Below are 12,307 nucleotides of genomic sequence, written 5' to 3'. Positions count from 1 at the left end.
GGGCGACCGGTGTGTTTCCCGAAAATTCGGCCTTTACGCGGCACCTCCTCAGCCATCCGTTCGAGCACCTGTTCTATTAGGTGGGTATCCTTGACCGCATGACGGTTTCCCTACAGGGCTCGCTCCTGGACGCGACGGAGGAGATCGGGCTGCGTTCCCTGCGCGCGACGCGCCGTACCGCGCTGGCGCACGGGGCGTGGGTGGACGTCCTGCCCGGCTGGCTGACCGGCGCGGACGCGCTCTTCGCCCACCTGGCGCGGACCGTGCCCTGGCACGCGGAGCGCCGCCGGATGTACGAGCGCACCGTCGAGGTGCCCCGGCTGCTGGCCTCCTACCGGGCCGGCGAGGCGCTGCCGCACCCCGTGCTCGACCGCGCTCGCGAGGCGCTGAGCGCGCACTACGCGGCCGAACTCGGCGAGCCCTTCGTGAGCGCCGGGCTGTGCTTCTACCGGGACGGGCGGGACAGCGTCGCCTGGCACGGCGACCGGATCGGGCGGGGCGCGACCCGGGACACGATGGTCGCGATCGTCTCCGTCGGGCAGCCGCGCGCCCTGCTGTTGCGCCCGCGCGGGGGTGGCGGGCCGGCCTCGCGCTGGGCGCTGGGGCACGGCGACCTGATCGTGATGGGCGGAAGCTGCCAGCGCACCTGGGACCACGCCGTGCCGAAGTCGCGCCGGGCCACGGGCCCGCGCGTCAGCGTGCAGTTCCGCCCGCGTGGCGTCGCCTGACCGCCCGACCGCCGGCGCTGCCGGGGAGGCCGCCTCGGCGGGCGGCGTCGTCCGCGCGGCGTCGGTACGGGTACGGAGTGTCGGGCGCGGAGTCCGCCCCGCGCGCCGGTGAGGGCCGCCGGCGGCGTACGAGCGGGGCCGCTTCGCTCGCCTGATGCGTGCCGCCGGGGAAGTGATTACGGTGGAGGTGCCTGCTTGATCCAGGTTCGAGGAGATGTGTGACCCCTCAGAGGGCGCCGTGTCCCGGCCCGGCGGGCAAGTGAACACCGTGCCAGGAACCGACAGCACGCGGCGCGAGGGCGCTCACGTCCGCTCCCCGCACCGTGTCGAGCGGATACCTACCGCCCCGGCGGACCACCGCCCGCCGCCCCGGGAGCTGTTTTCCATGACGACTGCACGAGTACACGCCACGCGTTCGGCCAAACATCCGCACGACGACGCGCCCGACACCGCCGCCGACTTCCGTCGGCTGTCCGTCCTGGAGGACGGGCCGGAGAAGGACGCCCTGCGCGCGCGCATCGTGGTGGCCTGGATACCGATGGCCGACCGGCTGGCCCGGCAGTTCCGCAACCGTGGCGAGGCGTTGGAGGATCTGCGTCAGGTGGCGGCCCTCGGCCTGGTCAAGGCGGTGTTGCGGTACGACCCGACGCGCGGGATCGCCTTCGAGAGCTTCGCCGTGCCGACCGTCGTCGGCGAGGTCAAGCGACACTTCCGCGACCACATGTGGGAGCTGCACGTGCCGCGCCGGGTCCAGGAGCTGCGGAACCAGGTGCGCGCCGCCTGCCGCGAGCTGTCCCCCACCCTGGAGGACCGGATTCCGGCCGTGGCGCAGATCGCCGAGCACACCGGACTCAGCACCGCCGACGTACGCCTGGGCATGCAGGCCCTGGACAGCTACGCGGCGCTGTCGCTGGACGCCGAGCTGGCCGGCACCGACGACGGCTACTCCCTGGTCGACACGCTCGCCGACCCGGAGCCCGGCTTCGACCAGGTCGTCGACCGCGAGGCGGTGCGGCCCCAGCTGAGCCGGTTGCCCGAACGGGAGCGGCGCATCCTGTACTTGCGGTTCTTCTGCGACATGACGCAGAGCCGGATCGCCGAACAGCTCGGCATATCGCAGATGCACGTCTCGCGCCTGATCAACCGCACCTGCTCCGAGGTGTGCGACCAGGTGATGGCCGAGCGGCCCCGGCGCCCCGGGTCCGCCCCCACCCCCGTGGACGGCGCACCCGAGGCACCGGCCTGACCGCCCGGGCCGCACCGTTCCCCCATCACGGCACGGCCCCGCGCGGCCCGCCGCCCCGGCGCGCGCCGGCGGGCCCGGTCGTGCCGACCCCCGGCCCGCCGGCGCGGCCCGCTGACGGGGCGGGGACGGGGCGGGGTGCCTCCCGTGGACCGGTCAGCCCAGGGTGTGTCCCGTGGTGACGTCCACGTGCTCCGGTACCGGGTCGTGCCGGTCGCCCACGGTCAGCGTGCCGGTGGGCTCGAAGAGCAGGACCGAGGCACCTCGCTCGGACGAGGGCCGGTGCTCGACGCCGCGTGGCACCACGAACACCGATCCGACGGGCAGGGTGACCTCCCGTTCGCCCGCCGGGCCGCCGGGCGTGGTCGCCGGGCCGTCGCGCAGGCCGATCCGCAGCTCGCCCTCGACGACGAGGAAGAGCTCGTCGGTGTCGGCGTGCAGGTGCCAGATGTAGTCGCCCCGCATCTTGGCGACGCGGACGTCGTAGTCGTTGACCCGGGTCACGATGCGCGGGCTCCACGGCGTCTCGAAGGTGGCCAACGCGGCCCGGAGGTCCACCGGCTCAAGCGGTCCGGCCGCCCCGTCGGGCGCGGAGGCCGGCGCGCCGCCCGGGCGCGTGCCGGACGAGTCGCGCTGGTCGGGGCGGGGCGGTGTGGCGTGCTGGGTTTCATCGTTCACCAGTCCATCGTGCGCCGGTGACACCACGCTCCGGGAGTGCTAGAAATCGCGTATGCCGCAAGGATTCTCGCACCAGCCCGCTCACGGGCAAGGGCCCGCCCCTCGCGAGGCGCCTCCTCACGGGGAGAGTCCCGCCCGTCACGAGGTGCCCGTGGGCGCGCGCCGGGGCGCCGGTCCCGCGCGGGCCGAGCGCTTCCCGGGGCCCCGAAGCGCGGACGGACCCACCGCGCACGGCCGCGACCAGGGACCCGGCCCCCGCGGCGAGAGGACCGGCGGTGGGCCTGGGGCCGGGCCGGGCGGCGGGCGCCCGCACCGGGTGACGGTGATCGTCGACGAGGGCTCCAACCCCTTCGAGATGGGGGTGATGACCGAGCTGTTCGGACTGCGCCGGCCCGAACTCGGCATTCCCTGGTACGAGTTCACGCTGTGCGCGGCCACTCCCACCCTGCGCATGCACGCCGGCTTCTTCACCCTGTCCGACGTAGCCGGGCTGGACGCGGCCGACGCGGCGGACACCCTGGTGGTGCCCAACCGGCCCGATCCGGACGTCCCGCCCGCCGCCGAGGTCCTCGCCGTCGTACGGCGGGCGGCGGCGCGCGGGGCGCGCCTGGTCAGTCTGTGCACCGGCGCCGCCACATTGGCCTCGGCGGGCGTGCTGGACGGCCGGCGGGCCACCACCCACTGGCGGTGGGTGGAGTCGTTCGCCGCCCGCTTTCCGGCGGTGCGGTGGGAGCCCGACGTGCTCTACGTGGACGAGGGGGACGTGCTCACCGCGGCGGGCAGCGCCGCCGCCCTCGATCTGGGCCTGCACCTGATCCGCCGCGACCACGGCGCCCGGGTCGCCAACGCGGTCAGCCGGCGGCTGGTGTTCGCGGCCCACCGCGACGGCGGCCAGCGGCAGTTCGTGGAGCTGCCGGTGCCGCCCGCCCCTCAGGCGGGGCTCGCGCCGGTGCTCGACTGGGCGCGTGCCCACCTGGACGAACCGCTGACGGTGGCGGACCTGGCCACGCGCGCGGCCGTCAGCCAGGCGACGCTGCACCGCTGGTTCCAGGCCCAACTCGGCACCACGCCACTGAGCTGGCTCACCGCCGAACGCGTCGCCCTGGCCTGCCGGTTGATCGAACGTGGCGAGCCGAGCCTGGACCGTGTCGCCCGGCTCAGCGGCCTGGGGACCGGCGCCAACCTGCGGGACCGGCTGCGCCGCGCGACGGGGCTGAGCCCCGCCGCGTACCGGCAGCGCTTCGGCCCCGCCGTCCCCGGTCCGCGCGCCGCGCCCGACACGCCTGACGCGGCCCCCCTCGCCGGCGGGCGCTAGCCGGCCCGCCGCCCACGCCCGCGCGCCAGCCGCTCCCGCCGCGAAAGGGGGGCGCATGTCCGCGCCGTGCCCGGCGTGCCCGCCCGTCGACCTCGCGCGCTCCCCCTACACCGGTGGGACCCGGCCGCACCGGGAGGCCATGGCCGATCGCCTGTTGGCGGCGCCGGTGCCGTACGCGAGCCCCGGCTTGGCCCCCTACCGGCTGCCGGGGCGGGCCAACGCTCGACGCCAGGTCGGACGGCCTGGAGGGGGTCGCGCGCTCCTTCCTGTCGGCCGTCTTTCGCCTCGCGGGCGCGCGACGCGGTGAGCGGGCGGGCGGCTGATCGAGCGGTACGCGGCGGGGTTGGCCGCCGCGTACCGACCCGGCCAGCGGCCAGATGTGCCCCCCGCTGACGGACCGCTCCCAGCCGAGGGGGGAGGCGGCGTCGGTGGCCCTCGGCCCGGGGGAGAACCAGGTGCACCACCCGCACGCGCCGGCCGGTGCGCGGGGGCGAGGGCGGGTACGCGACGGCCGCCGACCTGCCACCGGCGGGCGCGGGCGAGCCGGCTCGGCATCGGCCCGCACCGTCGACGAGTTGACCAGTGCGCTGGTGGCCCCGCCCGGATCGAGACCCTCGCCCGGCAGGCTGGCGCGTGGGGCGCGCTCCCCCGCGTTCGGTCCGCGCGCCGGGCCCCACCCTGTGCCTGGACGCGCGTCCGGGCGCCCCAGTGGTCCTGGTAGGCGGTCGGCCCCAGCCGGTGGCGGTGCGCGCCTGGGTCCGGTGCGCGTCGCGGCGAGGGCGGTGCGGGGACAGCCACCGGAGGGGACCTCGCGAGGCCCCCTCCCCGGCCGCCAACACGACACCGTGGCCGTTCGGTTCGACACCGCCGGTTCGCCGATCGCGCATACGTTCCCCCCTTCCGGGCACTCGCCTGACCATCACACGGTGGCGGGTGGCCCCGTCGGCGAACGAGAGACAGGGAGCGGGAATGGCGAGAAGCACCGACGACCACAGCGCCCGGATCGGCGCGCCCGAGGCCATGCGCGGCGCCGCCCGACAACTGGGCGAGCTGCTGGGCACCGAGCCGGCCGCGGTCTCCACCCTGCGGGCCACCGACACCGGTTGGCTGGCCCAGGTCGAGGTGGTGGAGGTGGACCGGGTACCCGAGACCACCAGCATCCTGGCCTCCTACCGGGTCGAACTCGACCCCGAGGGACGCCTCCTGGGCTACGAGCGCACCCGCCGCTACGCCCGCGGACAACTCGACCGCTGAGGCTCCGCCGGTGGCCCGGCCACCGACGCACCGAGACCGAACGGCACACGAGAGAGCCGGAAGAGAGCAGAACCGAGAGGAACCGAGAAGAAAGGAGCCATCATGGCTGCCTTGTCACAGGCCCCGACAGCCGCGCCGGCCCAGGGAGGCGGCTCGGGAACGTTGTACGACGTCCTGGAGCTGATCCTGGACCGGGGCCTTGTCATCGACGCGTTCGTACGGGTCTCGCTGGTGGGCATCGAGATCCTCAAGGTGGACGTACGGGTGGTGGTCGCCAGCGTCGACACCTACCTGCGGTTCGCCGAGGCGTGCAACCGGCTTGACCTGGAGTCCGGGCGCAAGGCCCCCACCCAGCTCACCGACATCGTCGGAGAGGCCACCGAGAGTGGCGCCAAGGGCAAGTCCAAGGGCGCGCTGACCGGCGCGGTCGAGGCCGTGGGGCAGACCCTGACGCGCGGTCGCAAGAGCGACGACACGCAGGAGGCAGCGGAGGCGGAGAGCAAGAAGACCAGCGGCGGCCGCCGTTCGGCGGCGCGGGAGGAGTAGAGCCATGTCGACGTACGTGTACGCCATCACGCCGATCGACCACCCGCTGCGGCTTGAGGGGCTGCACGGGGTCGGCGAACCCGCGGGCGAGCTGCGCGTCCTGCGCACCGACGAGCTGGGCGCGGTCGTCAGCGACGCCCCCGGAGACCTGCGGGCCAAGCGCCGGGACCTGATCGCCCATCAGAGTGTGCTCAGTCGACTGCTCGACGAGGGCACCGCCCTGCCGATGCGGTTCGGCCTGGTCGGCCCGGACGACGAGCAGGTGCTGTCGGTGCTGCGGGAGCGGCGGGACGAGTACGGCCAGCGACTCGGGGAGATCGCCGGATGCGTCGAGTACCACGTGAAGGTCGCCCGCGACGAGGGCGACATGCTCCGTGAGATCGTCGCCGCCTCGCCGGAGATCCAACGGCTCAACGAGGTGACACGCGAGCGGCCCCAGGCCCACACCGAGCGGCTGCGCCTGGGCGAGCTCATCGCCCACGAGGTGCGCGAGCGCGAGGAGGAGGTGACCGAAAGCGTCGTGGCCAGTCTGGCCCCGCACGGGCTCGGACACCGCGTGGCGACGGCCACCCCGAGCCACTTCCTCAACGTGTCCTTCCTGGTCAAACGGGACCAGGCGGAGGCGTTCGCGCAGGCGGTGGACGAGGAGACCCAACGGCGGGGGGCCGGCTACGCGCTGAGCCTGCACGGGCCCCTGCCGCCCTACAGCTTCGTGTGAGGGGGCGTCGGATGACGCGCCGGCACCGGACGGGCCACCGGGCCAGGCACACCCCGGGCCCGGTGGCCCCGGGAGGAGAGGAGAGACGGCCGTGGGACTGGTGACCGGGCTCCTGACGTTGCCCTTCGCCCCGCTGCGGGGCACCGCCTGGGTGGTGGACCAGGTGGTGACCGCGGCCGAGCGCGAGGCGTACGACCCCGAGCCGGTGCGGGCCCAACTGCGCGCGCTGGTCGCCGCGTACGAGGCCGGAGACGTCGACGAGCGGGAGTTCGACCGACAGGAGGACGAGCTGCTCGACCGGTTGGAGTGGCTGGAGTACCGCCAGCGCCACCTCGGAGGCTCGGAGCCCTAGCGCACACCGACGTCCCGGGGGCCCGCCCCCTCTCCCTGAAACACACACCCTTCCACGCGAGGAGGCGCCCGCTTCATGTCCGATCCGCTCGCCAGCCGGCCGGGGCTCGCCACCGGTCTCGCGTCCCGGGGCCAGGACACGTCCGCGAACCTGGCCGACATCCTGGAACGCGTCCTGGACAAGGGCGTGGTCATCGCCGGCGACATCCAGATCAATTTGCTGGACATCGAACTGTTGACGATCAAGCTCCGGCTCGTCGTCGCCTCGGTGGACAAGGCGAAGGAGATGGGCATCGACTGGTGGGAGCGTGACCCCTCGCTCTCCTCCCTGGCCCAACGCCCCGCCGCGGAGCCCGAGGCACTCACGCCCGCCGAGACCGCGCCGCGCGACGGGCCGGGTCGGCCCACCGCGCCACTCCAGGGCGAACTGGCCGAGGAGAACGCGCGCCTGCGAGCCGAACTGGACCGCCTGCGCGCCCACGCGACGAGCGAGCCGAGCACCGCGTCGCCGCACGCCGCCCACGACGAAGGGAGCCCGTGATGAGCGAACCGACCACCACCGCGCCCACCCGCGAGGCGCGCCCCACGGCGGGTGAGGGCGGCCCCTGCTACGTGTACGCCGTCGGCCGCGACCTGCCCGGACTCGCCGCCGCCGTGGCCGACGTGCCGGGGCTGGACGGGGCACGGGTACGCACCGTGTGCGCGCAGGGCCTCGCGGCGCTGGTGTGCGCGGTCTCGCCGGACGCGTTCAGCGAGGCGGGACTGCGCGGCCAGCTGGGCGACCTGGAGCGGCTGTCGGTGATCGCCAGGTCGCACCACGACCTGGTGCTGGCCGCCAGCGCGCTGACCACCGTGCTGCCCCTGCGCCTGGGGACCGTCTACCGGGACGCGCCCCGGGTCGCCGGGATGCTCCGGGAGAACGGCCCGGCGCTGCGTGGCCTGCTGGACCGGCTGGCCGGGCACGCGGAGTGGGGCGTCAAGGTGTACGCCGACCGCGGGAGCGGCGCCCCGCCGGCGCGGCCCGCCGGCGACGGCGACCGGGAGGCCGGGGCCGAGGGGCTCGGGCGCGCCTACCTGCGGCGGCGCCGGGCGGAGCGGGAGACGCGACGGACGGCCGACCGCGCGGCGCGCGAGGTCACCGCCCGGGTCCGGGCGGCGGCCGACGCCTGGGCGGCCGACGGGGTGGCCCATCGACCCCAGCAGGGCGATCTGGTGACGGAGAGGGGGGAGAACCTAGCCAACGACGCCTACCTGGTGGCGGCGCGGCACACCGACGACTTCCACCGGGCCGTACACGAGGCCGTGGCCCACGCGGACGGCGTCCGGGTGACGGTGACCGGCCCGTGGGCTCCGTACTCCTTCGCCACTCCGCCCGGCGGCGAGCTGGAACCGGGCCTGGACCAGGAGGCGGGCCGTGACCGGTGAAGCGTCCGGAGGAGGGCTGGCCACGCCCGAGGCCGACGCCCTGGCCGGGCGACAGGTCGCACTGATCGACCTGCTCGACCGCCTCCTGACCGGGGGTGCCGTCATCACCGGGGACCTGGTGATCTCCGTGGCCGACGTGGACCTGGTGCACGTGAACCTGCGGGCGGTGATCCGCTCGATCACCCAGCGGAACCCGGCCCCCTGGTAGCTCCTCGACCCCGCTCGACCCCGGGCCGGCGCGTCCGGAGGCGGTCGGCGCCCCAGCGAAAGGAGACACCCCCGTGACCTCTTCCCACCCCCGGCCGCCGGGCCCACCCGACGCCGCTCCCCCGCCCGGTACCGCGCCCACGGCGCCGGCGCGACGACTGGCCACCGAGCCGGAAACCGCGCAGCGGGACCTGACCCGCCTGGTGCTCACCCTGGTGGAGCTGGTGCGCCAGCTCATGGAGCGCAGCGCCCTGCACCGGGTCGACCAGGGCGACCTCAGCGAGGAGCAGGAGGAGCGGGTGGGCCGCACGCTGCTCGCGCTGGAGGAACGGATGAGCGAACTGTGCGAGCGCTACGACCTGACGCCGGCCGACCTCAACCTGGACCTGGGGCCACTCGGCTCGCTGCTGCCCCGCGAGTGAGCCCGCACCCCGCCGCGTGCTGCCCGGCTGGCCAGCGGGACGGGAGGCCGACAGCGGAGACGGGCGGCGCCTCACACGGGCAGTGCCGCGGCCCGCTCGCGTAGTCCGGCCAGTGCCTGGCGCAGCAGCGGGTGGTGTTCGGTGCCCGCGCGGACGGCCGTGAACACCTTGCGGGTGGGGCCCCGGCCGCGCACGGGGCGTACCACCGCGCCGTCGGCCACGGCGCCGGGCAGCGCGGACCTGGGGACCAGCGCGACCCCGGCGCCGACGGCGACCAGTGCGCACACCGCCCGGAAGTCGTCCGACAGGGAGGCCACCCGGGGTTGGAAGCGGGCCTCCTGGCAGGCCAGGACCACGGCGTCGTGGACCGGGTTGCCCGGCCAGGGGGTGATCCACGGGTCGCCGGCCAGGGCGGCCAGTTCCACGTCCGGCGCCTCGGCCCGGGGGTGGTCCGGTGGCAGCACGACGTCGAACGGCTCGGCGTACAGCGGCTCGCGCAGCATGCGCTCGTCCCAGCGGCCCAGTGTCTCGCGGTCCTCCACGGCCACCGCGACGTCGGCCTCGCCGGCTATCAGCAGCCGGTGGCACTCCCGCCCCTCCGCGTCCTTGACCCGCACCCGTACGCCGGGGGCCAGTTCGCGCAGGGCGACCAGGGTGGGGGCGACGACCTCGGTGATCGCGGTGGCGAAGGCGGCCACGGTGACCTCGCCGGTCACGCCTGCGACGCAGGCGGCCACGTCGGCCTCGGCGCGTTCGAGCTGTGCGGCGATCTTGGTGGCGTGGGCGGCCAGCACGGTGCCGGTCGCCGTCAACCGCACGGCCCGGCCACGCCGCTCCAGGAGTGCGTGGCCCACCTCGCTCTCCAGTGCGGCCAGTTGCTGGGAGACCGCGGACGGCGAGAGGTAGAGCGCCTGCGCGGCGGCGGTGACGGTGCCGTGATCTGCGAGGGCGCGCAGCACGCGCAGCCTACGGGGGTCGATCATGACGGCAGTATGACACGCTGTGAAGCCGAGCTTCACAGGTGACCTGGGAAAATGCCGATGGACTTCACAGCGTGGGCGCAGCACAGTGGGCGCCCATGAAGGCATTGGTGAAGACCGCCGCCGAGCCCGGCATCGAACTGACCGAGGTGCCCACCCCACGGGCCGAAGCGGGGCAGGTGCTCATCCGGGTGCTGCGCACCGGGATCTGCGGCACCGACCTGCACATCGCGGCCTGGGACGACTGGGCGGCGCGCACCGTGCGCGCACCGTTGGTCATCGGGCACGAGTTCGTCGGCGAGGTCGTGGCGGTCGGCGACGGCGTCGCGGACGTGGCGCCGGGCGACACCGTCAGCGGCGAGGGCCACCTGGTGTGCGGGAAGTGCCGCAACTGCATGGCCGGCCGGCGCCACCTGTGTATCCGCACGATCGGCCTGGGCGTGCACACCGACGGCGCGTTCGCCGAGTACGTGGTGCTGCCCGCGTCCAACGTCTGGGTGCACCGGCACGCGGTCGACCTGGACGTGGCCGCGATCTTCGACCCGTTCGGCAACGCCGTGCACACGGCGCTGTCCTTCCCCGTGCTCGGTGAGGACGTGCTGGTCACCGGCGCGGGCCCGATCGGCATGATGGCCGCGGCCATCGCCCACCACGCGGGCGCGCGCAACGTGGTGATCACCGACGTCAGCGCGTACCGCCTGGACCTCGCGCGCAAGATGGGCGCCACTGTCAGCCTGGACGTCAGCCAGCACTCCGTCGCCGGCGTGATGCCCGACCTCGACATGAGCGAGGGTTTCGACGTCGGCCTGGAGATGTCGGGCCGCGCGGACGCGCTGCGCGACATGATCGCCACGATGAGCCCCGGCGGCCGGATCGCCGTCCTCGGCCTGCCCGCCGAGGAGGTCGCGCTGGACATGGCCACGGTGGTGACGCGCATGCTGACGTTGCGCGGCATCTACGGCCGGGAGATGTTCGAGACGTGGTACGCGATGTCGGTCCTGCTCCAGAACGGCCTGGACATCTCGCCCGTGATCACCCACCGGTTCGGCTTCGAGCAACACGCCCAGGCGTTCGCCACCGCGCGCTCCGGCGAGTGCGGCAAGGTCATCATCGACTGGACCCGCCCCGCCCTTCCCTGACCCGCTGCCCGGGCCGCACGCCGCGCGGAAGTGCCGGCCCGGCCCCGACCGCGAACCACCGACCCGTCCCGAAGGAGCCCCCGTGTTCGACAGCGTGCGCCAGGATCTGCGTGCCGAGTTGGAGGAGATCCGCGACGCCGGCCTGTACAAGTCCGAGCGTGTGATCTCCAGCCCGCAGTCCGCGAGCGTCCGCGTTGGCGACGCCTCGGTCGTCAACTTCTGCTCCAACAACTACCTCGACCTCGCCGACCACCCCGAGGTGGTCGCCGCGGCCCAGCAGGCCCTGGACGAGTGGGGCTTCGGCATGGCGTCGGTGCGCTTCATCTGCGGCACCCAGACGCCGCACAAGGAGCTGGAGCGGCGGATCTCCGAGTTCCTCGGCACCGAGGACACGATCCTCTACAGCTCGTGCTTCGACGCCAACGGCGGCGTCTTCGAGACGCTGCTCTCCGACGCCGACGCGGTGATCTCCGACGAGCTCAACCACGCCAGCATCATCGACGGCATCCGGCTCTCCAAGGCGGCCCGCTTCCGCTACCGCAACCGCGACCTCGCCGACCTGGAGCGCTGCCTGAAGGAGGCGTCCGGGGCGCGTCGCACGCTGGTCGTGACCGACGGTGTCTTCTCCATGGACGGCTACATCGCGCCGTTGGACGAGATCTGCGACCTGGCCGAGCGCTACGGCGCGATGGTCATGGTGGACGACTCGCACGCGGTGGGCTTCGTCGGCGAGAACGGCGGCGGCACTCCGGAGCTGTTCGGCGTGCGGGAGCGGGTGGACATCGTCACCGGCACCCTGGGCAAGGCGCTCGGCGGGGCCAGCGGCGGCTACGTGGCCGCCCGCGCCGAGATCGTCGAGCTGCTGCGCCAGCGCTCGCGCCCGTACCTGTTCTCCAACTCGCTGGCGCCCTCCATCGTCGGCGCCTCGCTGAAGGTCCTCGACCTGCTGGCGGCCTCCGCCGACCGGCGGCAGCGGCTGCGCGCGAACACCGCGCTGTTCCGCTCGGAGATGTCGGCGGCGGGCTTCGACGTACTGCCCGGCGAGCACGCCATCACCCCGGTGATGGTCGGGGACGCGTCGCTGGCCGCACAGATGGCCGCCGCCCTGCTGGAGCGCGGCATCTACGTGATCGCCTTCTCCTACCCGGTCGTGCCCAAGGGCAAGGCCCGCATCCGCGTCCAGCTCTCGGCGGCGCACTCCACCGAGGACGTCCACCGCGCGGTGGCCGCCTTCCGCGAGGTCCGCGACGCGGTGGCCGTGAGCTAGTAGCGCGAGCCACCGGCGCCGCGCGAACCGGTCC

At 74.5% G+C, this 12,307-nt stretch carries 15 protein-coding genes; 13 read left to right on the top strand and 2 right to left on the bottom strand.

Annotation, left to right across the window (positions count from 1 at the left end; translation table 11 throughout):
- The first annotated feature begins 98 nt into the window (after positions 1–98).
- Positions 99–728 (top strand): alpha-ketoglutarate-dependent dioxygenase AlkB, encoded by a 630-nt coding sequence (locus ACFVFR_RS20340; RefSeq protein WP_383703570.1) that lies wholly within the window; start codon positions 99–101, stop codon positions 726–728.
- Positions 729–1,113: 385 nt separating this feature from the next.
- Positions 1,114–1,974, top strand: a complete 861-nt coding sequence (locus ACFVFR_RS20335) for a SigB/SigF/SigG family RNA polymerase sigma factor (RefSeq protein WP_383703568.1) — start codon at positions 1,114–1,116, stop codon at positions 1,972–1,974.
- A gap of 153 nt (positions 1,975–2,127) precedes the next feature.
- Here the strand turns inward: ACFVFR_RS20335 and ACFVFR_RS20330 are convergent, their stop codons facing one another.
- The gene (locus ACFVFR_RS20330; protein WP_383703660.1) at positions 2,128–2,529 is read right to left on the bottom strand and encodes a cupin domain-containing protein; all 402 of its coding nucleotides are present in this window, start codon (positions 2,527–2,529) and stop codon (positions 2,128–2,130) included.
- A gap of 475 nt (positions 2,530–3,004) precedes the next feature.
- Here ACFVFR_RS20330 and ACFVFR_RS20325 point away from each other — a divergent pair, with 475 nt between their 5' ends.
- The 9 genes from ACFVFR_RS20325 to ACFVFR_RS20285 all read left to right on the top strand — a co-directional run bounded on the left by ACFVFR_RS20325 (position 3,005) and on the right by ACFVFR_RS20285 (position 8,887).
- On the top strand, positions 3,005–3,964 hold the full coding sequence (locus ACFVFR_RS20325) for a helix-turn-helix domain-containing protein (protein WP_383703658.1): 960 nt from the start codon (positions 3,005–3,007) through the stop codon (positions 3,962–3,964).
- A 969-nt stretch (positions 3,965–4,933) separates the two neighbouring features.
- Positions 4,934–5,218, top strand: coding sequence for a gas vesicle protein (locus tag ACFVFR_RS20320; protein WP_383703566.1), 285 nt, complete (start codon positions 4,934–4,936; stop codon positions 5,216–5,218).
- Between the two features lie 102 nt (positions 5,219–5,320).
- The gene (gvpJ, locus tag ACFVFR_RS20315; RefSeq protein WP_383703564.1) at positions 5,321–5,764 is read left to right on the top strand and encodes a gas vesicle protein GvpJ; all 444 of its coding nucleotides are present in this window, start codon (positions 5,321–5,323) and stop codon (positions 5,762–5,764) included.
- 4 nt (positions 5,765–5,768) lie between these two features.
- Positions 5,769–6,482 (top strand): GvpL/GvpF family gas vesicle protein, encoded by a 714-nt coding sequence (locus tag ACFVFR_RS20310; RefSeq protein ID WP_383703562.1) that lies wholly within the window; start codon positions 5,769–5,771, stop codon positions 6,480–6,482.
- 91 nt (positions 6,483–6,573) lie between these two features.
- A complete protein-coding gene (locus tag ACFVFR_RS20305) occupies positions 6,574–6,834 on the top strand; it encodes a gas vesicle protein GvpG (RefSeq protein WP_383703560.1) in 261 nt (86 codons plus the stop codon).
- Positions 6,835–6,909: 75 nt separating this feature from the next.
- On the top strand, positions 6,910–7,374 hold the full coding sequence (locus ACFVFR_RS20300) for a gas vesicle protein (RefSeq protein ID WP_383703558.1): 465 nt from the start codon (positions 6,910–6,912) through the stop codon (positions 7,372–7,374).
- Complete coding sequence (locus ACFVFR_RS20295; protein WP_383703556.1) at positions 7,374–8,258, top strand: GvpL/GvpF family gas vesicle protein; 885 nt, start codon at positions 7,374–7,376, stop codon at positions 8,256–8,258. The genes ACFVFR_RS20300 and ACFVFR_RS20295 overlap by 1 nt, the downstream gene beginning before the upstream one ends.
- Positions 8,248–8,466: a gas vesicle protein gene (locus ACFVFR_RS20290; RefSeq protein WP_383703554.1), complete on the top strand. Its 219-nt coding sequence runs from the start codon at positions 8,248–8,250 to the stop codon at positions 8,464–8,466. The genes ACFVFR_RS20295 and ACFVFR_RS20290 overlap by 11 nt, the downstream gene beginning before the upstream one ends.
- Before the next feature lie 73 nt (positions 8,467–8,539).
- Positions 8,540–8,887, top strand: a complete 348-nt coding sequence (locus tag ACFVFR_RS20285) for a gas vesicle protein K (RefSeq protein WP_383703552.1) — start codon at positions 8,540–8,542, stop codon at positions 8,885–8,887.
- 71 nt (positions 8,888–8,958) lie between these two features.
- Here the strand turns inward: ACFVFR_RS20285 and ACFVFR_RS20280 are convergent, their stop codons facing one another.
- Positions 8,959–9,870, bottom strand: coding sequence for a LysR family transcriptional regulator (locus ACFVFR_RS20280; protein WP_383703549.1), 912 nt, complete (start codon positions 9,868–9,870; stop codon positions 8,959–8,961).
- Positions 9,871–9,965: 95 nt separating this feature from the next.
- On the opposite strand from ACFVFR_RS20280, the gene tdh reads away from it, so the two are divergent.
- Both tdh and ACFVFR_RS20270 read left to right on the top strand, forming a co-directional pair.
- A complete protein-coding gene (tdh, locus tag ACFVFR_RS20275) occupies positions 9,966–11,006 on the top strand; it encodes an L-threonine 3-dehydrogenase (protein WP_383703547.1) in 1,041 nt (346 codons plus the stop codon).
- Positions 11,007–11,088: 82 nt separating this feature from the next.
- On the top strand, positions 11,089–12,273 hold the full coding sequence (locus ACFVFR_RS20270) for a glycine C-acetyltransferase (protein WP_383703545.1): 1,185 nt from the start codon (positions 11,089–11,091) through the stop codon (positions 12,271–12,273).
- Positions 12,274–12,307: the final 34 nt, after the last annotated feature.

This window comes from Streptomyces sp. NPDC057702, from assembly GCF_042799315.1.
In the GTDB taxonomy this organism is placed as follows: domain Bacteria; phylum Actinomycetota; class Actinomycetes; order Streptomycetales; family Streptomycetaceae; genus Streptomyces.
This window is presented reverse-complemented; position numbering and strand designations above follow the sequence as displayed.